The organism is Chelatococcus sp. KU-N122, from assembly GCF_055391085.1.
This window is the reverse complement of the sequence record NZ_AP043981.1, coordinates 1,482,064-1,506,348: the sequence shown is the minus strand read 5'-3', so window position 1 is coordinate 1,506,348 and position 24,285 is coordinate 1,482,064. Positions and strand designations below refer to the sequence as shown.

At 69.8% G+C, this 24,285-nt stretch carries 18 protein-coding genes; 8 read left to right on the top strand and 10 right to left on the bottom strand.

The genetic code is table 11. From position 1 onward, the window contains the following. Window positions 1-319 precede the first annotated feature (319 nt). From ACZ5PO_RS06730 to ACZ5PO_RS06690, 9 genes are all read right to left on the bottom strand, one after another. Window positions 320-2,053 carry an ATP-binding cassette domain-containing protein gene (locus tag ACZ5PO_RS06730; RefSeq protein WP_464191555.1) on the bottom strand — a complete coding sequence of 578 codons (1,734 nt, stop codon included), beginning with the start codon at window positions 2,051-2,053 and terminating at the stop codon, window positions 320-322. Continuing rightward, window positions 2,046-3,056: a secretion protein HlyD gene (gene hlyD / locus ACZ5PO_RS06725; RefSeq protein ID WP_464191553.1), complete on the bottom strand. Its 1,011-nt coding sequence runs from the start codon at window positions 3,054-3,056 to the stop codon at window positions 2,046-2,048. Before hlyD ends, ACZ5PO_RS06730 begins: the two co-directional genes overlap by 8 nt. Beyond that, on the bottom strand, window positions 3,053-3,760 hold the full coding sequence (locus ACZ5PO_RS06720) for a CerR family C-terminal domain-containing protein (protein WP_464191551.1): 708 nt from the start codon (window positions 3,758-3,760) through the stop codon (window positions 3,053-3,055). Before ACZ5PO_RS06720 ends, hlyD begins: the two co-directional genes overlap by 4 nt. Before the next feature lie 367 nt (window positions 3,761-4,127). Then, complete coding sequence (locus ACZ5PO_RS06715) at window positions 4,128-5,537, bottom strand: amidase (protein ID WP_464191549.1); 1,410 nt, start codon at window positions 5,535-5,537, stop codon at window positions 4,128-4,130. Between the two features lie 108 nt (window positions 5,538-5,645). Further along, a complete protein-coding gene (locus ACZ5PO_RS06710) occupies window positions 5,646-6,527 on the bottom strand; it encodes a LysR substrate-binding domain-containing protein (RefSeq protein ID WP_464191547.1) in 882 nt (293 codons plus the stop codon). A 73-nt stretch (window positions 6,528-6,600) separates the two neighbouring features. Then, window positions 6,601-7,638: a FecCD family ABC transporter permease gene (locus ACZ5PO_RS06705; protein ID WP_464191545.1), complete on the bottom strand. Its 1,038-nt coding sequence runs from the start codon at window positions 7,636-7,638 to the stop codon at window positions 6,601-6,603. After that, complete coding sequence (locus tag ACZ5PO_RS06700; protein WP_464191543.1) at window positions 7,635-8,684, bottom strand: FecCD family ABC transporter permease; 1,050 nt, start codon at window positions 8,682-8,684, stop codon at window positions 7,635-7,637. The genes ACZ5PO_RS06705 and ACZ5PO_RS06700 overlap by 4 nt, the downstream gene beginning before the upstream one ends. After that, a complete protein-coding gene (gene fepB / locus ACZ5PO_RS06695) occupies window positions 8,681-9,685 on the bottom strand; it encodes a Fe2+-enterobactin ABC transporter substrate-binding protein (protein WP_464191541.1) in 1,005 nt (334 codons plus the stop codon). The genes ACZ5PO_RS06700 and fepB overlap by 4 nt, the downstream gene beginning before the upstream one ends. After that, complete coding sequence (locus ACZ5PO_RS06690) at window positions 9,672-10,535, bottom strand: siderophore-interacting protein (RefSeq protein ID WP_464191539.1); 864 nt, start codon at window positions 10,533-10,535, stop codon at window positions 9,672-9,674. Before ACZ5PO_RS06690 ends, fepB begins: the two co-directional genes overlap by 14 nt. A 592-nt stretch (window positions 10,536-11,127) precedes the next feature. Between ACZ5PO_RS06690 and ACZ5PO_RS06685 the strand changes: the two genes are divergently transcribed. Then, window positions 11,128-12,000 carry an ABC transporter ATP-binding protein gene (locus ACZ5PO_RS06685; protein ID WP_464191537.1) on the top strand — a complete coding sequence of 291 codons (873 nt, stop codon included), beginning with the start codon at window positions 11,128-11,130 and terminating at the stop codon, window positions 11,998-12,000. Continuing rightward, a complete protein-coding gene (locus tag ACZ5PO_RS06680; RefSeq protein ID WP_464191535.1) occupies window positions 11,997-13,277 on the top strand; it encodes an NtaA/DmoA family FMN-dependent monooxygenase in 1,281 nt (426 codons plus the stop codon). Before ACZ5PO_RS06685 ends, ACZ5PO_RS06680 begins: the two co-directional genes overlap by 4 nt. Before the next feature lie 21 nt (window positions 13,278-13,298). On the opposite strand, the gene ACZ5PO_RS06675 is transcribed toward ACZ5PO_RS06680, so the two are convergent. Continuing rightward, entirely contained in the window at window positions 13,299-14,075 is a 777-nt protein-coding gene (locus ACZ5PO_RS06675) for an IclR family transcriptional regulator (protein ID WP_464191533.1), read from the bottom strand. Between the two features lie 374 nt (window positions 14,076-14,449). Between ACZ5PO_RS06675 and ACZ5PO_RS06670 the strand changes: the two genes are divergently transcribed. From ACZ5PO_RS06670 to fhuB, 6 genes are all read left to right on the top strand, one after another. Then, the gene (locus ACZ5PO_RS06670; protein WP_464191531.1) at window positions 14,450-16,543 is read left to right on the top strand and encodes a TonB-dependent receptor; all 2,094 of its coding nucleotides are present in this window, start codon (window positions 14,450-14,452) and stop codon (window positions 16,541-16,543) included. 413 nt (window positions 16,544-16,956) lie between these two features. Then, a complete protein-coding gene (locus tag ACZ5PO_RS06665; protein ID WP_464191529.1) occupies window positions 16,957-17,499 on the top strand; it encodes an RNA polymerase sigma factor in 543 nt (180 codons plus the stop codon). Window positions 17,500-17,579: 80 nt separating this feature from the next. Next, window positions 17,580-18,572 carry a FecR family protein gene (locus tag ACZ5PO_RS06660; protein ID WP_464191527.1) on the top strand — a complete coding sequence of 331 codons (993 nt, stop codon included), beginning with the start codon at window positions 17,580-17,582 and terminating at the stop codon, window positions 18,570-18,572. Window positions 18,573-18,781: 209 nt separating this feature from the next. Next, window positions 18,782-21,223 (top strand): TonB-dependent siderophore receptor, encoded by a 2,442-nt coding sequence (locus ACZ5PO_RS06655; RefSeq protein ID WP_464191525.1) that lies wholly within the window; start codon window positions 18,782-18,784, stop codon window positions 21,221-21,223. Further along, the gene (locus ACZ5PO_RS06650; RefSeq protein ID WP_464191523.1) at window positions 21,217-22,146 is read left to right on the top strand and encodes an ABC transporter substrate-binding protein; all 930 of its coding nucleotides are present in this window, start codon (window positions 21,217-21,219) and stop codon (window positions 22,144-22,146) included. The genes ACZ5PO_RS06655 and ACZ5PO_RS06650 overlap by 7 nt, the downstream gene beginning before the upstream one ends. 23 nt (window positions 22,147-22,169) lie before the next feature. Then, the gene (gene fhuB / locus ACZ5PO_RS06645) at window positions 22,170-24,146 is read left to right on the top strand and encodes a Fe(3+)-hydroxamate ABC transporter permease FhuB (RefSeq protein ID WP_464191521.1); all 1,977 of its coding nucleotides are present in this window, start codon (window positions 22,170-22,172) and stop codon (window positions 24,144-24,146) included. The last annotated feature ends 139 nt before the right edge of the window (window positions 24,147-24,285 follow it).

Sequence of the window (24,285 nt, the reverse complement as noted above, 5' to 3'; positions counted from 1 at the left end):
GTTTGATTAGCCGGTTCACTAAATCTCCAGCGGCTGCAAGCAAGGACGCCTCCCTCGCCCCGCGGCGAAGCCGTGGCGGGGAGGGGTAGGGGTGGGGGGCGGTCCAGCTGCTTTGACCTATCAGGACAAGGCGTTGCGGCTGCAGCGTCATGGCCGGGCTTGACCCGGCCATCCATCCGCCGAGGAAGCCGACATACGGCCAGCCCTGGCGGGCTGACGTCGCTTGAGTCGATGGATGGCCGGGTCAAGCCCGGCCATGACGCGCCGCGTGTGGGGCGGCGGCGCGCCTCTGACCATGACGGCCGGTGCCATGCGGTGCTCATGCGGCCTCCGCCAGGTCGGACCGGCGCACCAGGGCGATGAAGGCGTCCTCCATGGTCGGGTCGGGGTTGTCGGCGTTGGCCACGCTGGCCTTCAGCTCGTCGGGGGAGCCCAGCGCGATGGAGCGGCCGCGGTAGATCAGCGAGATGCGGTCGCAGTATTCGGCCTCGTCCATGAAGTGGGTGGTGACGAGCACGGTGACGCCCTTCTCCACCAGCCCGTTGATGTGGATCCAGAACTCGCGCCGGGTGATGGGGTCGACGCCCGAGGTGGGCTCGTCAAGGAAGAGGGCCTCGGGCTCGTGCATGACGGCGCAGGCCAGCGCCAGCCGCTGTTTCAGGCCGAGCGGCAGGTCCTTGGCCGAGTGGCCGAGCTGGGCGGCAAAGCCGAAGATGTCGGTCATCAGCGCGACGCGGTCAGCCTTGCGCCGGCCCGCCAGGCCGTAGACGCCGGCGAAGAAGGCGAGGTTCTGGGCCACGCTCAGGTCGCCGTAGAGCGAGAATTTTTGGGCCATGTAGCCCAGCCGGCCGCGCGCCGCCGCCGTGTCGCGGCGCAGGTCGAAGCCCGCCACCCGGCCCTCGCCGCCGCTCGGCTTCAGCAGGCCGCACAGCATCTTGAAGGTGGTGGACTTGCCGGCGCCGTTGGGGCCGAGCAGCCCAAAGATCTGGCCGCGGGGGATGGCGAAGGTGATGTCGGCGGCGGCGGTGAAGTCGCCGAAGCGCTTGGTGAGGCCGCGCGCCTCGATCACCGGATGGTCCGCCTCCGCGGCGAGCGGCGTGGCTGCCTCGGCGAGCCGCGAGCGGCCGCCCGGGCCGCCGCCGAGCAGGTCGACGAAGGCGTCCTCGAAGCGCGGCGGCGCCGGCTCGATACGCGCGCCGGGGCCGGCGACGTCGACGGGCCCGGCGTCCGGCGTGCCGGCGGCCAGCACCAGGCGGATGGCCTCGCCCTGGATGACGCCGTCGACCACGCCCGGCTGCCCCAGCGCCCGCGCCAGCAGCGGCCGGCGGCGCCCGGCGATGCCGGTGAGCCTGACCACGCGGCCGTCGACCCGGCCGGTGAGCTCCGCCGGCGGGCCGGCGAACAAGAGCTTGCCGCGGTCGAGCAGCAGCACCCGGTCGCAGGCCTCGGCCTCGTCGAGATAGGCCGTCGACCAGACGACGCCGACGCCCTCCCGCGTCAGGTCCTGCACCATGGCCCACAGGTCGCGGCGCGAGATCGGGTCGACACCGACGCCGGGCTCGTCGAGCAGCAGCAGGCGCGGCTTGCGCAGCAGGGCGCAGGCCAGGCCGAGCTTCTGCTTCATGCCGCCGGACAGCTGGCCGGCGAGGCGGCCGGTGAAGCGCTTCAGGTCGGTGAAAGCGAGCAGCTCGTCGAAGACGCCGGCGCGCTCGGGGACGGGCAGGCCGCGCAGGTCGGCATAGAGGTCGAGGTTCTCCCGCACGGAGAGGTCCTCGTAGAGGCCGAAGCGCTGCGGCATGTAGCCGATCTCGGCCTGGATGCGGGCGGGCTCGCGCTGCGTATCGAAGCCGAGCACGGCGAGCGCGCCGCCGTCGGGCCGCATCAGCCCGGTCATCAGCCGGATCAGCGTCGTCTTGCCGGCGCCGTCCGGCCCGACCAGGCCGGTGATCTCGCCGCCCCCGATCGCGCCGTTGACCGCGTCGAGCGCGGGCGGTGCGCTGCCGAAGCGCTTGGTGACGTCCGTCATACGGACGAATTCGGGCCCGTCAGCCATCGGGCACCCTCGCGTCGGGGACGCGCACGGTCACCGGCATGCCCTGGCGCAGGGCCTCGTCGGGCTCTTCGATGACGATGCGCAGGCGGTAGACGAGATCGGTGCGCAGCTCCGGCGTCTCCACCGTCTTGGGCGTGAACTCGGCGACGGGCGAAATGAAGCCGATGCGGCCGCGATAGGGCCGGTCCGGCGCGGTATCCGTCACCACCTCCACCTCCAGGCCGGGGTGGATGCGGCCGAGGTCGGGCTCGGCGACGTAGGTCCGCACCCAGACCGGCTCGGTCAGCGAGACGACGTAGACCGTGTCGCTGGGGGCGACGATGGCACCGGGCTCGCGCACCCGCGACAGCACCACGCCGGCGGCGGGCGCGTGCAGCGCCGCATCGGCGAGCGAGGTCCCGGCCGACGCCAGGTTGGCCTGCGCCGCCTGCAGGCTGGCGCGGGCGGCGGCGATGTCCTCGGCGCGGGAGCCCTGCTCCAGCAGGCGCAGCGCCTCGCGGGCCGAGGCCACCCGCGCCGCCGCCATGTCCTTGGTGGCCTGGCTCTGGTCGACGCCGGCCTGGGAGATGGCGCCGCCCGGGCGCAGCCGCAGCGCGCGGTCGAGCGACTGGTCGGCATTCGCCAGGTCCGCAGTGCGCTCGGCCAGTTGCGCCCGGGCCTGGGCGATCTCGGCCGGGCGCGGCCCGGCCACCAGCTTGTCCAGGGTCGCCGCCTGGTTGGCCACCTGCGCCTCGGCGGCGTGCACCGCATCGGCGTAGGGCTGGGCATCGAGCCGGGCCAGCACCTGTCCGCTCGCCACCCGGTCGCCCTCGTCCACCGCCATGGCGGCGATGCGGCCGCTGACGCGGAAGCCCAACTGCACCTGCCGGATGTCGACGTTGCCGTAGAGCGTCAGCCCCCGGCCGGACGGGCGGGCGACGCCGAGGCGCGCGGGCAGGTCGAACCACCACGCCGCGGCGGCGGCGGCCAGCAGGGCGACGAGAACGGCGGCCGCGCGTCTCATGGGTCGCCCTCCGCGCGCGGCACGAGGGCGGCGACGAGGTCTGCGGCCAGGCCCCTCAGCACCTCGATCTCGCGCTGGCCGACGCTCGTCCACGCCAGCTGCCGCAGCGCCGCGGCGTGCGCCATGCGGAACACCATGACGCTGCCGAGCAGCGAGAGCGTCCGCAGGCGCACGGGCTCGGACGCCGGCTCCTCGTCGAGCAGCGTGCCTACCAGCCGTCCGAGGAGGCGCAGCATCGGCTCCATCAGGCCGCCGTAGACGCGCGCGAACGCCTCCGTCGGCGCCATCTGCTCGCGGATGAGGAAGCGGGCCCAGGCTTCCGACTGCGGACTGACGAACAGCGCCGCCATGGTCTGGAGGATGTCGGTCAGCAGGCCCCGCGCCTCGTGCCTGCCGAGGGGCCGCCCGTCGCCGTCGGCCGCAGCGATGCGCTCGCGGGCGCGGCCGCGCGCCTCACCGACGTGGGCGGCGATCTGCGCCGCGATGTGCTCGGCGGCGGCGATGTAGAGGCCTTCCTTGCCGCCGAAATGGTAGGGGATCGCCTGCAGGTTGACCCCGGCAGCATCGGCCAGCGCCCGGGTGGTGGCCCCGTCGAAGCCGACGCGGCCGAACACGTCGGTGGCGGCGAGCAGCAGCTTCTGCCGGGTGGCCTCGCCGCGCTCGGCGGCCTCGGGCGATTCGGGAGGAGGGGACTTGGGCGCCATCACCAACAATAGCGCACCCAACGAAATAATTCAATCGAATGAATTATTGCGAAGCTTGCGTCTGAGCGGGGCGAAGATGGGCGCTCGGCGCGCTTCTCTGCCGGCGTCGAGGCGGTTGAAGCCGACCCCCACCAGTCCCTCCCTTTCGGGACAGCCCCCGCAAGGGGGAGGCCGTTCGGCTGGCCGCCCCACGTCATTCTCGACGCTTGCAAAGTGAGGCTCCTCCCTCTCCCCACGAAGTGGCGGGGAGGGGTAGGGGTGGGGGTCGCACACAGCTTGCGTTGTGGCTTCAAATGCGGGCTCGCGGCCGCAGCCCGCGCCGCTTGCGCCCCGGAGGCCCGAGGTGACACCGTCGGACGACCCGCCTCTACACTGGCGGGCGGCGGCCGTGCACCTCGCTTGCCGCTTCGACGATGGCGCCGAGGCGCAGGATCGTCGCTTCGTCGAGCCAGCGGCCCACCAGCTGTACGCCGATCGGCAGCCCATCGGCGCTGAAGCGGACCGGCACGGCGAGCGCCGGCAGGCCGGTGAGGTTGAACGGCGCCGTCGCCCGCATCACGTGCTGGGCCGGCACCGTGACGCCTGCCACCAGATGCTCGGTGCGGCCTGGCGGCGGGGCCGGGATCGGCACCACCGGGCAGAGCAGCGCGTCGTAGCGCTCGAAGAAGCCGGCGAAGGCGCTCTTCAGCTCCTCCACCCGCGCCTCGGCTGCCACGTAGTCCGCCAGCGGCGGAGGCGGCCGGCGGATCGAGGCCGCCATCACCGGGCCGAGCTCGGCCTCGCGGCCCGCCGCCAGCTCGCGCAGCCACGGCATCAGCCGCCCGGTGTAGAACGGCAGCATCACCTCGTAATAGCTGCGGGCCTCCAGCAGCGGCAGGCGTGTCTCCTCCACCGTGCAGCCGGCCTCGCGCAGCGCCCCGGCGGCGTCGGCCACCGCCGCCGCCACCTCCGGGTCGATGGGCCCGAAGCCCGGCGCGACGATCAGGCCGATGCGCCGTGGCCCCGGCGGCGCCGCAAGGTCGATCGGGCCGGGCGCGGCATGGATGGCGTAGCCGTCCTGCCCGTCGCGCCCGGCGAGGATGGCGAGGGCGAGCGCGATGTCGCGCACGCTGCGGGCCATCGGCCCGACGTGCCAGAGGTGCCCGAACACCTCCGGGAAATGGCCGGTGTAGGGGATACGCCCGTGCGTGGCCTTGAGCGCCGCGATGCCGGTGAAATGGGCCGGGCCGCGCACGGAGATGGCGACGTCGCTGCCGAGCCCGATGGGCGACAGCCCGGCCGCGATGGCGGCGGACTCGCCGCCGCTCGAGCCGCCGGGCGTGCGCTCCAGGTTCCAGGGGTTGAGGGTGCGCCCGGTGAGCGCATTGTCCGTCTCCCACCAGAGCGAGAACTCCGGCAGGTTGGTCTTGGCGAGCGCGATGCCGCCGACCGCCTTGAAGCGGGCGACGCTGGTCGCATCCGCAGCCGGCAGGTGCCCGGCGAACAGGCGCGAGCCGCGCTGGGTCGGCACGTCGGCGGTGTCGAGCGAATCCTTGATGGTGAAGGGCACGCCATGGAGCGGCCCGAGCGTCGCGCCGCTCATCACCGCCGTTTCAGCAGCGGCCGCGGCCGCCAGCGCGGCGTCGGCCATCACGGTGACCATGGCGTTGATCTTCGGGTTGACCGTCTCGATGCGCGCCAGATGCGCCGCCACCACCTCGCGCGGCGACAGCTGCCTGTCCCGGATCAGGGCGGCGAGCTCGCTCGCGTCCGAAAAGCAGATATCGTCCCGGTTCATGTCCGCCTCGCCCTATGCCGTCGACGGCGGATGGTCTTAGGGGCGCGAGCGGCGGCGCACGATTGAGTTTGCGGCGCGCATCCTTGCAGAACCTGCAAGACGGAGCGCTTACGCCGCCGGTCGCGCCGCCTCCGCGAGCAGCCAGGCGCGAAAGGCGCGGGCCGGCCGGCTCGGCCGCCCGAGCCGGCGCGACAGCAGGCGGAAGCTGCGCGACGATCGCACGGATGCCTCGAAGGGGCGCACCAGCCGGCCGCTGGCGAGGTAGGGCTCGACCATGGGATCGAGCGCCATCGCGACGCCCATGCCGTTGGCGGCGGCCTCGTAGAGCAGCAGCCCGTCGATCAGGCGGATCGGCGCCATCGCGGTGAGGTCGAGCCCGTGAGCGCAGGCCCACTCGGGCCAGAACTCCGGCCGGTGGCCGGGGCCGAGCAGGGGCTGGCCGGCGAGGTCCGCCGGCGCGCGCAGGGCAGCGGCCAGCGCCGGGGCGCAGACGGGATAGATGTCCACGGCGAGTAGCGGCTCGGACGGCACGTCGGCAGGGGCCCGCTCGCCGAGCCGGATGGCGAAGTCGAAGTCCTCGGCGTCGAGGTCGACATAGTCCTGCGACGGCTCGAGGTCGACCTCGATCGACGGGTGCGCGGCGCGGAAGCCGATGAGGCGCGGCATCAGCCAGCTCGTCGCCAGCGAGGGAATGAGGCTCACGCGCACGAGCGGGCGCTCGGGCCGAATGCGCAAGGCGTCGGTCGCGGCCCGCAGCCGGTCGACGGCCTCGCCCGCTTCGGCGAGATACGCCGCCCCGCTCGGCGTGAGCGCCACGCCCCGCGGCAGCCGCCGCAGCAGCGGCCGGCCGAGGTCCTGCTCCAGCGCCTGGATGCGCCGGCTCAGCGCCGGCACGGACAGGCCGAGCTCGGCCGCCGCGGCGGTGAGGCTGCCGGCCCGCGCGGCGGCCACGAACGCCTCGATGGAACGGAAGGGCGGCAGGGGTTTCACCGGCGCAGCATAGGCGGCGCCGGCGGCGCGAGTCCACGGCCGGACCGCGCGGGGCGGACCGTGCTACCCGAGCTCAGATTGTCCGGCTCCGCGCCAGCAGCCAGAGCAGATAGACGCCGCCCAGCAGGCCGGTCGTCTGCCCGATCGATACGCCCACATGGAGCGGCGCGTGCTGGCTGACCAGATCGGCGGCGAGGAGCAGGACCGCGCCCATCAGCGCGCCCGATACCAGCGGCACGTCGGGGGACGACGTCAGGCGCCGGGCGAGCTGCGGCCCGGCGAGCGCGACGAAGGCGATCGGGCCGGTGGCGGCCGTGGCGATGGCGGTCAGGCCGACCGCGGCGATCACCATGACCAGCCGCGTGCGCTCCACGGCGACCCCGAGCTGGCGGGCCGCGTCGTCGCCCATCTCAATGAGACCGATGCGCCGGGTGTGATGGACGGCGACCGGCACGATCGCGGCGAAGCCGAGCGCGGTCGGCACCACATGAGACCAGGTCCGCGCATCCAGGGAGCCGGCGAGCCAGAGCTGGGCGGAGACGGCCTGGTCGAGATCGCCCATCACCAGCAGCACGGTGTTGATGCCCGACAGCACGGCGCCGACGCCGATGCCCACCAGCACCAGCCGGGAGCCGCCGGTCGATCCCCCTTTCATCGACAGCAGGAAGACGATCACCGCCGTGGCGATGCCCGAGACCACCGCGGCGAGCGAGGTCTCGAGCGGGCCGGCGTTGAACAGGATGATCTGGACGATCGCTCCCGTGGCCGCGCCGGTCGTGAAGCCGATGATGTCGGGCGAGCCGAGGGCATTGCGCGAGATCGACTGGAACACCGAGCCGGCCATGCCCAGCGACGCGCCGACGAAGATCGCCGTGAGCACGCGTGGCAGCCGGATGCGGAGGATGACGCGGTCCGCCATCGGGTTGTCGCCGATGCCGAGCAGGCTCCCTGCCACCTCCGCCGGCGTGAACGGCAGGGTTCCCGTGCCCAGCAGCAGGATCGCCAGGGCCGCGCCGGCGAGCGCCAGCGCACCGCACACGAGGACGACCCGCGGCCGCCACAGGAGTGAGAAGGGGCCGAGCCGGAGAACGGCCCGCGCGCTGGCGGTCATAGCTTCAGCAACCGGAACCGGCGCACCACGGCGATGAAGAACGGGCCGCCGATCAGTGCGGCGACGATGCCGGCGGCGACCTCCGAGGGCGCGGCGATGACCCGGCCGAGGATGTCGGCGCCGAGCAGCAGGAGCGCGGCCAGCAGCGCCGAGGCGGGCAGGATCCAGCGGTAGTCCGGACCGACCAGCAGCCGGGCGACATGGGGAGCGACCAGGCCGACGAAACCGATCGGGCCCGCCGCCGCGGTGGCCGCGCCCGCCAGCACCATGACCGATAGGCAGGCGAGCAGCCAGGACAGGCGGACGTTGACGCCGAGCGCCTGCCCGAGGTCCGCGCCCAGCGCCATGGCATTGAGGTTGCCGGCGATCGGCAAGGCCATCGCCAGCCCGGCCCCGACGGACACGGCGAGCACGGCGGCGACGTCCATCCCGCGCCCCTCGACGGAGCCCGCCGCCCAGTGGCGGAAGGCGTCGAAGACCGCCGGCGGCGCGTTGAGGACCACGATGCTCGTGATCGACGCGAGCATCACCGATACGCCGGCTCCCGCCAGCACGAGGCGCACGGGATTGACGCCCGTCTCGTGGGCCTGACCGAGGACGAAGACCGCCATGCCCGCGAGCCCCGCGCCCAGGACCGCGAACCAGACGTACTGCGCCATGGAGGCGGTGCCGATGGCGACGATCCCGACGACCACGGCGGCCGCCGCCCCGGCGTTGATGCCGAGCAGGCCCGGCTCGGCGAGCGGGTTGCGCGTCACCGCCTGCATGACGGCGCCCGCGACCCCGAGCGCCAGCCCCGCCAGGACGGCGACGACGGTGCGGGGCACCCGCAACTGGCGGATGATCAGATGGCGGTCGTCGTGGGCGTCGTAGGCGCTGAGGGCATCGATCGTCGTCGCCAGCGGAATGGGCCGGGAGCCGACGGCGAGGCTGACGAGGGCGGCGAGGCCGAGCGCCACGGCGCCGGCGATCAGCCCCCAGACGCGCCGCCGCCGCCGCGACCGCCCGGACGGTTCGGGCACTGCGCCCGGGGCATGCTCGGTCATGGCTTGCGGAAGGCTCTGGCCACGGTCTCGATCAGCTGGCGCCCGGAGTAATAGTCGATGCGGAACGAGGTCGGGCCCAGCGGGTACACCCTCCGGTTCACCACGGCCGGAAGATTGGCCAGGACCGGCTCGGCCAGAAACGCCTGCACGTCGGCGTCCGTGCCGCGCAGCAGGAAGACAGTTTCGCCCGCGATGGCGGCCGAAAGGTTTTCACGCGAGATGAACTCGAAATCCGAGGCGCGCGTCACGTCCGGGCGCAGGGCCGTCGGCAGCCCCGCCACCTTGAAGCCGAGGGCGGTGAGCAGCTGGCCCTGCGGGCTTCCCGGCCGGCCGACCGAATAGGTGCCGCCGATATCGTAGCCGACGATGCTGACCGGGCCGGCGGGTGGCGTGATGGCTGCGGCCGCCTCGGCCGCATAGGCATCGAAGCGCCCGATCGCGGCGGCGGCGCCGTCCTCCAGGCCCGTGGCCTTGCCGAGCACCGTGGCGATGTCCTGCCAGCTCTGGTTGGAATAGTTGACGACGATGGTCGCGATGCCCTGCGCCGTCAGCTCGGCGTAGTGCGGAAGGGCGCTGTCCGCACCGGTGGCGGAGACGACCACGAGGTCCGGACCGACGCCGATCACCGCCTCCAGGTCGAACTTGAGATTGCGGTAGAGAACCTTGACGCCGCGCTGGTCGGCGACGTCAGCCCATTGGGTGAAGAACCCTTTCCGGTCCGTCAGCACGGTGGGGGTGGCCGCAGCGCTCGCCGTGACCGGCGCGCCGATGGCCAGCAGGATGCCGGTGAGGCTGGGGCTGGTCGAGACGACGCGCCGGGGTTTCGATGCCAGCGTCAGCTCGCCGGCCGCATGGCGGATCGTGCGGGGCCAGCCGGCGTCCCCGGCAATGGCGATCCGGGCATCCAGCACGAGTGTCGCAACCGCGGCCGCCAGAGCCAGGGCGCATCCGGCGAGGCGGCGGCGCCGCTCCGAGTTCCGCGGGTGGTCAGACGGGCCCATCGGACTCCTCGAACCGTCCCAGCCCGCCGCCCTGCGCACGCACGTCCTCGTAGCGCCGCAGACGCGCGCGATCGATCTCCGAGCTGCTGACGCCTCGCCGCCAGTAGCCGAAGACACGCACGTCCTCCTTGTCGAGGCCGTGCTCCTCGAAGCAGGCCCGGATGGCGCGGACCTCGCGCCGCTCTCCGGCCGCCCACACGGTCCAGGTGCCGGGGGCGGGGAGCGACTGCGCCGCCGCCAGCAGCCGCCCCGTGGTGCCCGGCGCCTCGTCGGGCCCGCGCAGCCACAGGCGGTGCTCGACGCCGGCAACCCGCGGCAGCTCCGCACATGCGGCGGCGTCGGCGGTTTCGACATGGACGACGCCCGGCGTCCCCGCCTGCCACCGGCGGAGGATGGCGTAGACCGCGGGGATCGCCGTCTCGTCGGCGAACACCGCCACCGGCCGGCCCGCGGCATAGTGGGGCACGAAATGCGCCCGGGGGCCGGTCAGCCACGTGGCGGCCCCGACGCGCGTGCCGCGGAGCCAGCGCATGGCGGGGCTGTCGTCGGGATGCATGACGAAGTCGATGTCGATCAGGCTGCGGCCCTCGTCGAACGACCGCACGGTATAGACCCGCGACACCGGACGCTCGCCCGCGGGGCTCTCGACTTCGAGCCGGACCGCGAGGTTGGGGCGCCGCCACGCGGCCGGGTCGGAGGGCGCGATCCGGCCGGTGACGCGGGTCACCGACGGGAACGGGTGCGCCATCGCCTCCACCACCATTTCGATGCGCTCCATGCCGCGCATGTGGTCGTGCTGACGGAGCAGGTCCCGCGGGTCGTCGACGCTCTCGCTGCCCGTGAGCGGCATGGGTTCGTCTCCTGGAATCGGCCTGCCGTCAGGGGTCGACGGCAGCGGCATGCGCGCCGCGCGGGGCGTCGGCGAGGCGCGGGGATCGCCCGGCGAACCGAAGCGTTTCGTTCCACCTTACGGATTGCATCCCGCAATGCAATATGCATGAGGTGGCGCGCGGGAACTCCGAGGGCCCCCCGCGGCGAGTCCGGCAAGCCGCGCGGCGCCCGGCAGCAATGCGGACGATCCTACACGATCGCGCTGCCGTGGCATGTATTATAAGGCATTAATTGTGGAAATCGACCTTGCATACTGTAGAATTGGAACAGATCAAAAGTAGTCATGTCGATATGTGGATCGATCACAGCGACAATCGGTCTCAATTCGTCCCGTGCGACTCGATCTACGTCTGCTGTTCTGCTATCGCCGCCGTCGGTTGCCGCGAGCCGGCGCCCGGCGGATGGGGGCGGCCCGGCTGGACCGGCTGTCCGTCGCCGGGCATTCCGGATCTCGCCGCATCCGAAGGTCCATCGCATCCACGCGTTCGGTCCGGAGCCGGTCCCGCTGGTCCGGCCGGCGCCGCAGCCGTCGAGACGCGGGAGGGCCGCAGATGACGCATCGCCTGCATGCCGATGCCGTGACGCTCCGCTACGACGAGCGGACGATCTCGGCGAACCTGTCGGTGGCGATCGCCGACGGTTCGTTCACCGTCATCGTCGGCCCCAATGCCTGCGGCAAGTCCACGCTGCTGCGCGCCCTGTCGCGGCTGCTGGCGCCGGCCGCGGGACAGGTCGTCCTCGACGGCCGCAGCATCGGCGAGCGCCCGGCCCGGGAGGTCGCGCGCCGGCTCGGCCTGCTGCCCCAGAGCGCCACCGCGCCCGAGGGCATCACCGTGGCCGATCTGGTCGCCCGGGGCCGCTATCCGCACCAGTCCTTCTTTCGGCAATGGTCTCCGGCGGACGAGACGGCCGTCGCCGCCGCGATGGCCGACACCCGCGTGGCGGAGCTCGCCGACCGGCCGGTGGATGCGCTGTCCGGCGGCCAGCGCCAGCGGGTCTGGATCGCCATGGTGCTGGCGCAGGACACGCCGATCCTGCTGCTCGACGAGCCGACGACCTTCCTCGACATCGCCCACCAGATCGACCTGCTCGAGCTTCTCGCCGATCTCAACCGGCAGGGCCGCACCGTCGTCGCGGTGCTGCACGACCTCAACCATGCGTGCCGCTACGCCTCCCACCTGATCGCCATGCGGGACGGCGCCATCGTCGCCGAGGGCCGGCCGGAGGCGGTCGTCACCACCCATCTGGTCGAGGCGGTCTTCGGCCTGCCGTCCGTCATCATTGCCGACCCTGTCACCGGCGCGCCGCTGATCGTGCCCAGGGGCCGGCAGGCCGTGCCGTCGCCGTTATCGCCTTCGCCCGGCCGGCGGCCGGACGGGTCCGATGCCGTCGCTCGGCCGCACCGCGAGAGGCACGCGACATGACCTCCGGCCGGCAGCTCCACATCGGCTTGTGCCTCACGGAGACATGGCTGCTCGGGCGCGAGCCGGAGCCCGGCGAGGTGCGGGCGCAGACGCAGGATCCGGCGGGCTTCTATGCGGAGCTGGCCAAGGCGGCGGAGGCGGCGAAGCTCGATTTCGTCTTCAAGCCGGACATCCTCGTGATGCGCCGCGGCAGGGGCGCCACGTCCACCGCCTACGTCGGCCTCGACCTGACGGTCATGCTCGCCGCGATCGCGCGCGAGACGGAGCGGATCGGCCTCGTCACCACCGCCTCCACCACCTTCAACCCGCCCTATGTGGTGGCGCGCCAGATCCAGTCCCTGCACTGGGTCAGCCAGGGGCGGGCCGGCTGGAACATCGTCACCTCGATCGAGGGCGCCGAGAACTTTGGCGATGCGCCGATGCCGCCGCCGGATGTCCGCTACCGCAGGGCCGCCGAGTTCACCGACGTCGTGCGCCGGCTCTGGCGCAGCTATCCCCATGCGGCGCTGACCGGCGCGGCGGGCGGCGTCCCGATCGACCACGTCGGCGAGTTCCTCAGCATCCGGGGCCCGCTCAACGTGCCGGAGCACGCGGCCGGGCCGCCGCCGCTGTTCCAGGCGGGCGCCTCCGACATCGGGCGCGAGTTCGCCGCATCGGTGGCGGACGCCACCTTCGCCTCGACGCCGGACATGGCCGCCGGCATCGAGCTGCGCGCCGACCTGAGACGCCGCGCCGAACGGCACGGGCGCCCGGCGGACGCGGTGCGCGTTCTGCCGGGGCTCTATTTCTTCCTGGCGAAGACGCGCGCCGAGGCGTGGGCCATGCACAGGCGGGCCCATGCCCACCTGACGCGGGAGCACCGTTGCGAGGCGGTGAAGGACATCCTCGGGCTGGACATCGGCCATCTGCCGGCCGGCAGCCCGGTAACGCCCGATCTGCTGCCGGTGCGCGACCGGCCGGTCCGCAGCCGCACCCACGCCGACCTGCTGCGCCGCTTCATCGAGAACCACAGTCCGACCGTGGAGGAGCTGCTGGCGCGGCCGGAGGTCGTCGGCTCCGCGCACTGGGTGTCCGTCGGCACCGTCGAGGACGTCCTCGGCGACATCGTCACGTGGTTCGAGGCGGGCGCCATGGACGGCTTCATCGCGCTGCCCGGCGGCTCGTTGGAGTCGCTGCGCCTGTTCCTCGACGAGCTGGTGCCGGCGCTGGCCGACCGGGGCCTGTTCCGCAGGGCCTACGAGGGCTCCACCCTGCGCGCGCACCTGCGTATCCGGTGAGGCGGGATGACGGGCTCGCCCTCAGGTGCCTCCCGATTCCAGGGTGGCCTGCTTCGCCGCCTCGAACAGGGCGGCGCGGTGGCCCTCGGCCTCCGCCGTCTCGATGAAGGAGACGGTGGTCACGACGCAGGCGATCTCGTTCTGGACGTTGAAGACGGGTGCTGCCTTGCCGGTGAGCAGGGAAAACAGATGCTCGTTCAGCTCTGCCCCGGAGGCCTGCCGGACGGCCTCCAGCGTCTCGGCGGCCGGGGCGGCGCCACGGAAGGACGGCGGCTGCAGCTTGCGTGCGGCGGCGATGCTCTCGCGCGGCAGATGGGCCTGGAAGACCAGCCCGCAGGCGGTGTTGTTGAGGGGCAGGACGTCGCCGAGCGCCACCGTGCTGATCGAGAAATCGGTGCTGCGGTACCAGCGGACGATGGTGGGGCCGCGCTCGGTCCAGATCGCGACGCCGCAGCTCGCCGCGATGCGCGAGGCGAGCGACTTCATCAGCCGCGCGGCGACCTCCACGGGATCGATCCGCCGCAGGGCGCGGATGCCGATGCTCAGCGCCGCCGGCCCGAGGTCATAGCGCCCGGTCATGGGGTCCTGCACCACGAGCCGCTCCCGCACCAGGCTCTGCATGTAGCGATGGGCGGTCGACGTGCCGGTGCGGCCGCGCCGGGCGATCTCGCCCAGCACCATCGGGCCTTCCGCCCCGGCCAGAACCTCGAGGAAGCGGGCGGCGATCGAGACCGACTGGATCGTCGCGGAGCGCTTGCTCGTGCCGTCGCCGTCGTCACCAGGCTTGTCTGGCTTCACTGTCGCAGTCCTGGGTCCATCGGCGAGGGAGCTGAAGAGGCGGAAGGGATCACCGTGGCAGCCTTGCCGCGGTTGAGGCGGGAGAGGTGTCGGTACCTGCCGGGCGTGCCGCCGTCGAGGGCCGCCGGCGACGTTACGGCGGTGAGAGGCCGAGATCAATCGAGCTCGAAAGGCCATGGCCGCCGCATGTCCCGCGGGTCGGCCGGGCCGCCTCAACCGGCAGCGAGCTGGGGGCGGCCGCAGATTTCGACCGGTTCCAAGTTGAGGCATGTCATGTTGACATGCAGAATGCGCTATGCATTGTGGGACAACTCATCACCTCGCAAGCCATGGCCAGCCCTAGCCAGCGATCCTTCGTGGACAATGGGGGGCTCATGCCTTTGAAACTTGTCGCGTCGCTGCTGCGCGGTGTCAGCACGCTGTCGATCCTGTCGGTGTTCGCGGCGGCGCCGGCCTTCGGGCAGGACGCACCGGCCCGCCCGGACGAGGGCAGCACCGTTACCCTCGACACGATCTCGGTCACCGGCGAGAAGGTCGAACGCGATCTGATGCACACGGCGTCGTCCGTCTCGGTCATCACGGGCCAGGAGATCACGCGGGAGAAGACCGGCGACTCCACGGTCTCGCAGGTGATCGCCGGCACGCCGAACGTGGTCTTCACGGATACGGTCGGCATGCCCGTCATCCGTGGCCAGGACGCGCAGGGGCCCAATACGGGGGCGACGGCGTTCTTCGCCGGCACGGTGCCGCGCGCCACCATCAACGTCGACGGTCATTACCTGAATTACAACGAGTTCTACTTCGGCGGAACCTCGGCCTGGGACGTCAAGAGCATCGAGGTCTTTCGCGGGCCGCAGACGACCTCGCAGGGCGCCAACGCCATTGCCGGCGCGATCATCGTCAACACCAAGGACCCGACCTTCACGCCTGAGGGCGCCTACCAGACGGAATTCGGCAGCTACAACACGCGGCGCGCCTCGTTCGCGCTCTCGGGCCCGCTCATCCAGGATGAGCTGGCGGCGCGGGTCGCCCTGGACTATTCGGGCCGCGACACCTTCATCGACTACGTCAACCCCAACTTCCAGCACGGGGATACCGACCAGAAGTTCCGCCTGTTCAACGGCCGCGCCAAGCTGCTGTGGCGGCCGGCCGCGCTTCCCGGCTTCGAGGCGAAGCTCACCTATGCGCACAACGGCAGCAACCGCCCGTCCCAGGAGGCGGCGTCCCGGCCGTTCCACCGGCTCAAGCACATCACCACGACGATGCCGACCTGGAACCAGACCACCGATACCGGCATCCTCGATCTCAGCTACGATTTCGGCAACGGCATCAAGGCCTTCAACCAGACGCAGTACTCCGCCTCGAATGTCCAGCGCATCACCGGCCTCGTCAACAACGGCGATGCGGACATCGAGCAGAAGAACATCTCCAACGAATCACGGGTCACCTTCGGCAACCCGAACGACGTCTTGAGCGGCTTTGCCGGCCTCTATTACGCGCATACCAAGACCAACGAGAAGCTGTACCTCAGCGGCCTCTCCGCCTTCGACGACACCAAGCGCAGTCTCGGCGTCTTCGGCGAGGTGAGCTGGAAGCCGACCGAGCGATGGACGCTGACCGGCGGGCTGCGCTACCAGCAGGACCAGATCGAGCGGCTGGGCACGTCGGTCTACACCCGCCAGCCCGTGGATTTCGACAAGACCTTCTCCGAGCCGCTGCCGAAGGTCTCGCTCGCCTATGCGGTGACGCCGGACTGGACCGTGGGTGCCATGGTCAGCCGCGGCTACAACCCGGGCGGCGTCTCGCTCAACATCACCGCCGGCCGCTGGGTCCCGTTCAAGAAGGAGACGCTCTGGGACTACGAGTTGTTCACGCGCCTGAACCTGATCGACAACCGGTTGTCGCTGAACGGCAACGTGTTCGTCATGGATTTCACGGACCCGCAATACTACATACCCGTGGTGCTCTCCACGGGCGTCGTCCAGTCCTATACGATCAATGCCGAAAAGGCCCACTCCTATGGGCTCGAGCTCGGGCTCGACTATCGGATCCTCGACAATCTGGCGCTGAAGGCCGGCCTCGGTGTGCTGCGGACCGAGATCGACAAGATCACCAGCAACGTGAACTATGACGGCAACGAGTTCGCCAAGTCGCCGGGCTACATGTTCAACGTCGGGGCGAGCTGGGACGTCACCGACAGGCTCAACGTGTCCGGCGAGGTTCGTTATCTGGACGGATACTATTCGGACATCGCGAACACCCCATCCTACAAGGTCAAGCCCTGGACGATCGCCGATGCGCGGGTGAACTACAAGATCAATGACGGGGTGCAGCTGTACGGCTACGTCAAGAACATCTTCGACGAGCGGGCGGCGACCTACATGCAGCAGAACCGCGGCATCGGCGGCATCGAGGCGAGCATGACCGAGCCGCGGATGTTCGGCGTCGGCGTGCGCGGCACGTTCTGACGCCGCGGGCCTCGGCCGCCCGCGTGGTCCCGGCAGAAGGGCTTCGACCAGCCCGCCGCTGTCTTTGCCGCCGTCATCGGCTCCAGCCCATCGCTGCTCACAGCGCCTCGCTGCAGGTCCGACGCGTCGAGAAGCAACGAGGATCGACTTTTCGCGGTGCGACGCAAGGCTGATCGCCGGCCTTGGCGTCGTCTCGCCCGCCGACCATCAATGTGGCAAATGCGCAACGCGTGGGAAAGAACCGTGTGAGCCGCGATCGATCTCGAAGCAGCGTAGCGCGCCCCGGACCGCTGAAAATAAGGTGCTGAACCTCTTCCGCACAACGGCTCCAGCTTGGCATCCGCACGATTTAGAAATGATCTAAAATATTGAGATTGAATGCGTTTTGCCCTCGATCTACGACTAGCCCGTGGGTGGAGCAGGGCTGCGTCGCTCGCAGCGATCCGGGAACGATGACTGCCAGGGCCGAAAAAATCGAGCGCCTCTATGCCGTCGAGCGCTCGCGGCTCGAGCGCCAGCTTCGCCGCAACGTGAAGTGCTCGGCGACGGCTTGCGATCTCGTCCAGGACATCTTTCTGCGGCTCTGGGAAAAGGCGATCGATCGTGGGATCGATGATCCGGCCTATCTGACCCGCTCGGCCCGCAACGCGGCGATCGACCACGCGCGGGCGGAACGGCGGCGGAAAGGCTTCTTTGGCAATCTTTTACCCGAGCAATACGCTCCGCCTCCGCCGACGCCGTTCGACATCGTCGCCGCTCGGGACGATATTCGGTCCGTCGACGACATCATCGCGGGCCTGCCTAAGCGGACCCGCCACATCTTCCTCCTCAATCGCATTCACGGTAGAAGCTTCGTCGAGATTGCGGCGGTCCTTGGAATCTCGGAGCGAGCGGTCGCAAAGCATATGGCTCGCGCCATGGCTGCTTGCGAGACTGCCTTGGACGAATCGGTCTAGAAGGCTTCCCCTGTTTGTCATCGGTCCGACAGGAGCGCCGTGCCGCCCCTTGGGTGAGATGAACAGCCGTTTGCGAACCCATGACCGACGCGGATCCCCCTAAACGCTCAGAAGCCGACATTCGCGAGGAAGCGAGGGACTGGTTCGTTCGACGGCTGCAAAAACTCACGCCATCGGAAGCGGCGGAGTTCGAGACGTGGCGCCAGGCCGATCCCGCGCACGATCGCGCTTTCAGCCATGTCGAAGCGGTCTGGGACACGCTCGAGACGCCAGGACGCCGCATCGCCGCACGTGAGGCAGATGAGCTCGCCGTCTATCTCGATGCGATGGACCGGGCCAAGACCCAGCGCCGCACCTCGCGACGGCTTATGGTTGCCGGCGCCATCCTCCTCGTCGTGCTGGGCGGCGCCACATGGTTGCAGCGCCCCAGCCTCCTACAGAATCTGATGGCGGACTACGCGACCGAACGCGGCGAGCGCCGAACGATCACCTTGTCCGACGGCTCGACCGTACTGCTCAACGCCGACAGCGCCCTCGACGAACGCTTCAGCCGGACGGAGCGCCGCGTCACTCTGCTGCGCGGCACGGCGTTCTTCGATGTTGCCCGCGGCGGCAAACCATTCATCGTCAGCGCGGCCAACGGTGAAATCCGCGACATCGGCACACGATTCGATGTCGGTCTCGCCGCCGACGGTGCAGCCGTCGTCCTGGAAAGCGGCAAGGTTGCCGTCACGATCGACGGGGGCACGCAGCCGATCGTATTGGAGCCGGGCGAGCGCGTGCGGTTCGGCCGACGCGGCGCGGGACCGATCGAGAGGGTCGATCTCGACGACGCCTTGGCCTGGCACAGGGGACGCTACAGCTTCTATCGAGCGCGCTTGTCCGACGTCGTGGCGGAGATCGCTCGCTACCGTCGTGGACGTATTGTGATCGCGAGCGCCACGCTCGGCGACCAGCTCGTTACCGGCAGCTTTCTGCTCGCCGACACCGATGCGGCGCTGTCCTCGCTCCAGGCCAGCGTCGGCTTCCGCATGACCTCGTTGACGAGCGCCCTCACGGTCATCGGCCCCTGAAGCGCTCCGGCTTCAAAAAATTATCGGCATTTCTCTGCGGGTAAAAATTCATTTCATTTCCAAGCGCTGCCGTCTGCTCGGAAAAATTCGACGCGGGAGGTTCAGTGAAGCGCCCTTTCAAACGTGAAGGTCATTGAAGGCTCGGGCACCTACAGCAACTGCGCTGCCTGCGCCGGACATGATTGGACGAGCGAGAAGGGCTGGCATCGATGAGCTGGAAGGGGACGCCGCGCGCGACCGGTTATGCATTGGCGGCGACGCTGCTCGCTGCGACGAACGGCATATCGATCGCACCGGCGCAGGCGCAACAAGCGGCGGCACGCCAGTTCACGTTCAACATTTCAGCCAAGCCCGTTCCCCAGGCCGTCAACGACATTGGCCGCGTCACCGGCCTTTCGGTGGTCTTTCCCGAGAGCAGACCGATTTCGGCAAGGGGCAAACCCGTTCGCGGTTCCATGACGGTTTCCCAGGCCCTGTCGGCACTACTGGCCGGAACCGGTCTCAGCTATCGCTTCAGCAATGCCACAACAGTGATGATCATCGATCCGAGCGCGCCGGCAGCTGTGCTGCCCCGCGGTCTAACTGCGCCCGGCGCCATTTCGCTCGATACGATCGAAGTTCGCGGCCGCAGCCCGGCCACCACCGAGGGCTCGAACTCATATGGAAGCGACTACGCGACCATCACCAAGGACGGAGCCTCGATCAAGGAGACGCCGCAGTCCGTTTCTGTCGTGACGCGCAAGCGCATCGAGGATCAAAACCTGACGACGTTGGACAAGGCCGTGGCCAACTCCACGGGAGTCGTCGTGCAGCAGGGCGATTCCGACCGGCCGTACTATTACGCGCGTGGATTTCCGATCAACACCTTCCAGCTCGACGGGGTGCCGACAAGCATCGCCATCAGCGCGGCGGCCCAGGATCTCGCGATGTACGACCGGGTCGAAGTGCTGCGCGGCCCCGCTGGCCTCCTGAACGGCCTCGGCTCCCCCGGCGGCACGTTCAATCTCGTCCGCAAGCTGCCGATGTCCGAGCTCCACGTCGCCAACACGCTCTCGGCCGGCTCCTACGGCTATATCAGGAATGAATTCGACATCACCGGCCCGCTCAACGCATCGAGGACGGTGCGGGGTCGCTTCGTCGGAACGGTGCAATCCCAGGACTTCGTCGAAGACAGCACCTATCGTCGCATTGGCCAGCTCTACGGGGTCGTCGAGGCCGATCTGTCCGACAGCACGACGGCTCGCATGGGCGCTTACTACCAGCGCAGTCCCGCGCGGCAACCCTGGTCCGGCGTGCCCGCCACAACCAACTACCAGTTTGTCGACGCGCCACGATCGGCTTTCTTCGGCGCGCCGTGGAACAGGAATATCTACACTCAGAGCGGCGCTTTCGGGGAAGTGCAGCACAACTTCGACAGTGGCTGGACCACCAAGGCTAGCCTCAACTACGTCCGTTACCAGAGCGACGTCACGTCGACGAACTTCCTGGGCCAGATCAATCCGACCACGCTGACGGGAACGCTTGCCTCCACGCGTTGGAAGCAGGACGACCAGCAGCTCGGTTTCGACTGGTACACGAATGGGCTTGTTTCGCTGTTCGGGCGGGACCACAAGCTGATGTTCGGCATCGACGCGTCGCATGAGGACCTGGGGCAGCAAAATTTCTACGGACCCCTTGCGAACAGGTTCTATCTGCAGACGCGCAACATCTTCGATCTCAACATCCCGAAGCCGGCATTCGATGGCCCGGTGTTCGGCAGGCACACGCTGACCGACCAGATCAGTGCTTACGGAAACGCCCGCATCAGTTTGGCCGACCCCCTGACATTGGTGCTGGGCGGCCGTGTCCTGTGGTGGAACAGCAAGTTCAGGCCCAATCCGGGTGAGAACTTCCTGAACCAGGCGACCACGCGCGACAATCTCGACGCCAAGCCGATCCCATTCGCCGGCGTGGTCTACGATATCAACAGCACCTACGCCCTGTATGCCAGCTATTCCCAGATCTTCCAGCCGCAAGTGCAGCGCGACAAATCGGGAAACCTGCTCAAGCCGGTCGAGGGCGAGCAATACGAAGCGGGCATAAAGAGCTCATACTTCGGCGATCGCCTGATCGCCACGCTGGCGCTCTATAGCCTGACCCAGCAGAACCGCGCCATGCTCGACCCGAGCGATCCGTCGAACACGACCTATTTTGCCCAGGGCAAGGCCCGCGCTCAAGGCGTTGAATTCGAGATCGCCGGCCGCGCCACCGAGCAATGGAACATCTTCGCCGGATATACGTACACGGTCACGAAGAACTACGACAAAAGCACAGCCATCGGCGGAGTGGCGTTTTCGACGATCGCTCCGAAGCACCTCTTCAAGCTCTGGACGACCTATGACCTGTCCGGCGCGCTCGACGGATGGACCGTCGGGGGCGGCGTCTATGCCTCGAGCGAGTTCTACACCCAGGATGCCGGCGGGCGGCTGGTCGCCCCGGCCTATGCCACGGCATCGGCGTCCGTCGCCTACAAGTTCAACGACAGTGTCACGGCGTCGGTCAGCGTGGATAACGTCTTCAACGCGAAATACGTCCGCTCCCTGACGGGGACGACCAACGGGTTCTATGGCGATCCCAGAACCGTTCTCGTGAAGCTTCAAGCGAGATGGTAGCATCCGCCCGGAGCGATAGGGGCGGGCCGTCCATCTCCCGCAGGGCACTGTGCCGGGCCGCTCTCGCGCTCCCCCTCGCTTCGGGAGCGAGCCGTGTTGCCCGCGCAGCGCCGGCGCATCCGCCGCGGGTCGTCGCGCTGGATCTCGCGGCCACGGACATCGCGAGCTTTGCGGGCGCGCGGCTTGTCGCGGCAGCGGCGGCCTCTCGCTATCGCGCCGGTCAGGCGGATATGACGTTGGGTTCCGAGGTCGTCGATGTCGGCACCGTCGCCGAGCCCAACCTCGAACTGTTGCAGGCGCTCGCGCCGGACCTTCTGGTGTCCGCATGGCCGGCGCTGCCGACCCCGGCGCTGCTGAAGATCGCTCCCGTCGCTACATTGGGCCTCTTTACGGATGGGCCGGACCGCTACGCCACCTGCATGCAGTGCGTGCGAGCGGTGGCCCGTCGCGTCGGCACCGAGGACCTGGCGCGCCAGGCGGTCCAGGACGCGGCCGCCGCGCTTGAAGCCGCGGCCCGGCGGCTCGGCGAGCGCCGCGGCCAGGCGATCTGCCTCGTCAATTCGAATATCGATGGGCGTAACCTGCGGGTCTTCGGCCGCAGGAGCCTGCTGGGTGCTGTCCTGCCCAGGCTTGGTGTCGCCAACGCCTGGGCCGGCGGCGAAGGCATCTGGGGCTGGGAACTGATCGGTCCCGAGAGGCTGTCGGCGATCCCCGACGCAGTGATCGTCGACATCACGCAGTACTGGGACGGAGCCGCGCTTGCCCGACGGCGGCTGACCGAAAGCCCGATCTGGACGCGCCTGCCGCAGGTGCGGGGGGGCCGCGTCCTGACGCTGCCGCCGGTCGCCGTCCTTGGCGGGCCGTCGAGCGCGCTACGCTTCGCCGGGCTCCTGGCAGATGCTCTCGCGGAAGCTCCAGGTTGACCGCGGAGCGATCGTGCGCCTCGGTGTCCGTTGAAAGGCGCAGGAGTTCCGCAGGACGGATCGGAGCTTTGACGTTCGTGGCCGCGGCCGGCTGCGCCTTGTGGGGCATCTGGAGCCGGCTGCCGCCCGATCGCTGGATCGATGCGCTCGTCGACCCGCAGGACGCGAGCGAGTTGATCGTTCGCTACTGCTTGCTGCCGCGGACCGCCGTCGCGCTTCTCGCGGGTGCCGCGCTGGGCTTGTCCGGCGCCCTGTTCCAGCAGGCGCTCCGCAACCCGCTGGCCGAGCCTACGACGCTCGGAGCCTCGGCGGGCGCCCAGCTGGCACTCACCGCTGCGACCCTCTTCGCCCCGGCGCTCCTGGTCGTTGCGCAAACGTGGATCGCACTTGGCGGTGCCGCCGCGGCCACGACGATCGTCCTGCTTCTGGCGGCGCAAAATGCATGGCGTCCGCTGTCCTTGGTCGTCGCCGGCCTGGTCGTCAGCATGTTGTGCGGGTCGCTGAGCGGCGCCCTCAGCCTGCTGCACTGGCAATATCTGGGAAACGTCTTCGTCTGGAGCTCCGGCTCGCTCGTCCAGAACAACTGGGACGTCGCGAGGTATCTTCTCCTGAGCCTCCTGCCGCCCGCGGTCGCGGCCGCCGTTCTGGCTCGTCCCTTGTCGGTCATGGCTCTCGACGATGAGACGGCGCGCGGCGTGGGCTTATCGCCCCTCTCGGTTCGCTCGCTTGCGCTCGCCGTCGCAGTATCGCTCGCGGCCTTCGTGGTGAGCGCGGTCGGCGTGATCGGCTTCATTGGACTTGCCGCGCCGACGCTGGCCCGCGTGTCGGGCGCGCGACTTTTCCGGGCGCGGCTCATTTGGTCGTCCGTGTTGGGAGGGTCGATCCTGCTTCTCGCCGACCAAGTGGTGCAAGTGCTGGGCTCATTCTCGGCCGAGCCGCCGGCGGGGATCATGACGGCGTTGCTGGGCGCCCCGCTGCTGCTCTGGGTCCTGCGAACCACCAGGGTCGACGGCGCCGAGGTCCGTCCATCACCTGCTCCGGCGGACAACCATGGGCGGCCGCTTCTGCTCATGGCCTCGGCAGCCGGTGGCTTGTCGGTCGTTCTCGCCTTGGCGCTCACTTTGGGCCAAGGCGCTCACGGATGGTCGTTCAGCGGTTGGACGGACGCGGCCATGCTGGCGTGGCGCTGGCCTCGGATCGTCGCGGCCTCCTGCGCCGGCGCGACGCTTGCGCTCGCCGGCGCCATGATGCAGCGCATGACCCGCAATGCGCTGGCCGCTCCGGACATCCTTGGTGTCTCGCCGGGGGCGTGCCTCGGCGTCATTGCCGTTTTCCTTGCCTACCCCTCCGCTGGCAAAGCGACGCAATTGGCTGCGGCGACGGCAGGAGCGGCCCTGACGCTCGCCGCATTGACCGTTCTCAGCGCCCGCGGTCGATTCTCGCCCGAGCGGATGCTCCTCGTCGGCGTCGCCATCGGAACCATCTTCAGCGCCGTCGTGGCCTTCTTGCTGGTCGATCCCGATCCCCGCATGGGAACGCTGTTGTCCTGGATGGCCGGATCAACTTATCGCGTCGAAGCCGCCGACGCCCTCATGGCATCGGCGGTCGCGTCCGCTGCGCTGCTCGTCGTGCCGCTGACGTCCCGCTGGCTCGCAGTGCTCCCGCTCGGCGACGCCGTAGCGACGGCGGTGGGCGTCAATCCTGGTGCCCCCCGTCGGCTGCTTCTGCTGATGACGGCCGCCCTTACCGCGTCGGCGATCTTGATCGTCGGGCCCTTGAGCTTCGTCGGCCTGATGGCGCCACATATGGCCCGCATGCTCGGGATGCGGCGTCCAATCGACCATCTTGTCGCGTCCGCCATGCTCGGCGCGTTGATCATGGTTGTTGCCGATTGGCTTGGCCGCAACGCCATGTTTCCGTACGAGGTCCCCGCCGGTCTGATCGCGACGCTGGTCGGCGCCCCCTATTTCCTGTTGGAAATGCGCAAGCGTTCCGCGTGAGCGGCAGCGAAGGCTCACCTTGCGCCCGGTCCTCCGCACGAAAGCCTGCGGCGCTCGGCTTCGTGTGACTTCTGCGTGTGATGACCGTGCCGAAGGGATGCCGGCGTTCGTCGGTAAGCGCCCGTCGGCGGTAGGTGTC

Coding starts and splice junctions, on each gene's coding strand:
- ACZ5PO_RS06650 (WP_464191523.1), top strand. CDS start 21,217: ATGGTAGCATCCGCCCGGAGCGATAGGGGCGGGCCGTCCATCTCCCGC.
- ACZ5PO_RS06715 (WP_464191549.1), bottom strand. CDS start 5,537: ATGAACCGGGACGATATCTGCTTTTCGGACGCGAGCGAGCTCGCCGCC.
- ACZ5PO_RS06655 (WP_464191525.1), top strand. CDS start 18,782: ATGAGCTGGAAGGGGACGCCGCGCGCGACCGGTTATGCATTGGCGGCG.
- ACZ5PO_RS06660 (WP_464191527.1), top strand. CDS start 17,580: ATGACCGACGCGGATCCCCCTAAACGCTCAGAAGCCGACATTCGCGAG.
- fepB (WP_464191541.1), bottom strand. CDS start 9,685: ATGGGCCCGTCTGACCACCCGCGGAACTCGGAGCGGCGCCGCCGCCTC.
- ACZ5PO_RS06730 (WP_464191555.1), bottom strand. CDS start 2,053: ATGGCTGACGGGCCCGAATTCGTCCGTATGACGGACGTCACCAAGCGC.
- ACZ5PO_RS06720 (WP_464191551.1), bottom strand. CDS start 3,760: ATGGCGCCCAAGTCCCCTCCTCCCGAATCGCCCGAGGCCGCCGAGCGC.
- hlyD (WP_464191553.1), bottom strand. CDS start 3,056: ATGAGACGCGCGGCCGCCGTTCTCGTCGCCCTGCTGGCCGCCGCCGCC.
- ACZ5PO_RS06705 (WP_464191545.1), bottom strand. CDS start 7,638: ATGACCGCCAGCGCGCGGGCCGTTCTCCGGCTCGGCCCCTTCTCACTC.
- ACZ5PO_RS06700 (WP_464191543.1), bottom strand. CDS start 8,684: ATGACCGAGCATGCCCCGGGCGCAGTGCCCGAACCGTCCGGGCGGTCG.
- ACZ5PO_RS06685 (WP_464191537.1), top strand. CDS start 11,128: ATGACGCATCGCCTGCATGCCGATGCCGTGACGCTCCGCTACGACGAG.
- ACZ5PO_RS06690 (WP_464191539.1), bottom strand. CDS start 10,535: ATGCCGCTCACGGGCAGCGAGAGCGTCGACGACCCGCGGGACCTGCTC.
- ACZ5PO_RS06670 (WP_464191531.1), top strand. CDS start 14,450: ATGCCTTTGAAACTTGTCGCGTCGCTGCTGCGCGGTGTCAGCACGCTG.
- ACZ5PO_RS06680 (WP_464191535.1), top strand. CDS start 11,997: ATGACCTCCGGCCGGCAGCTCCACATCGGCTTGTGCCTCACGGAGACA.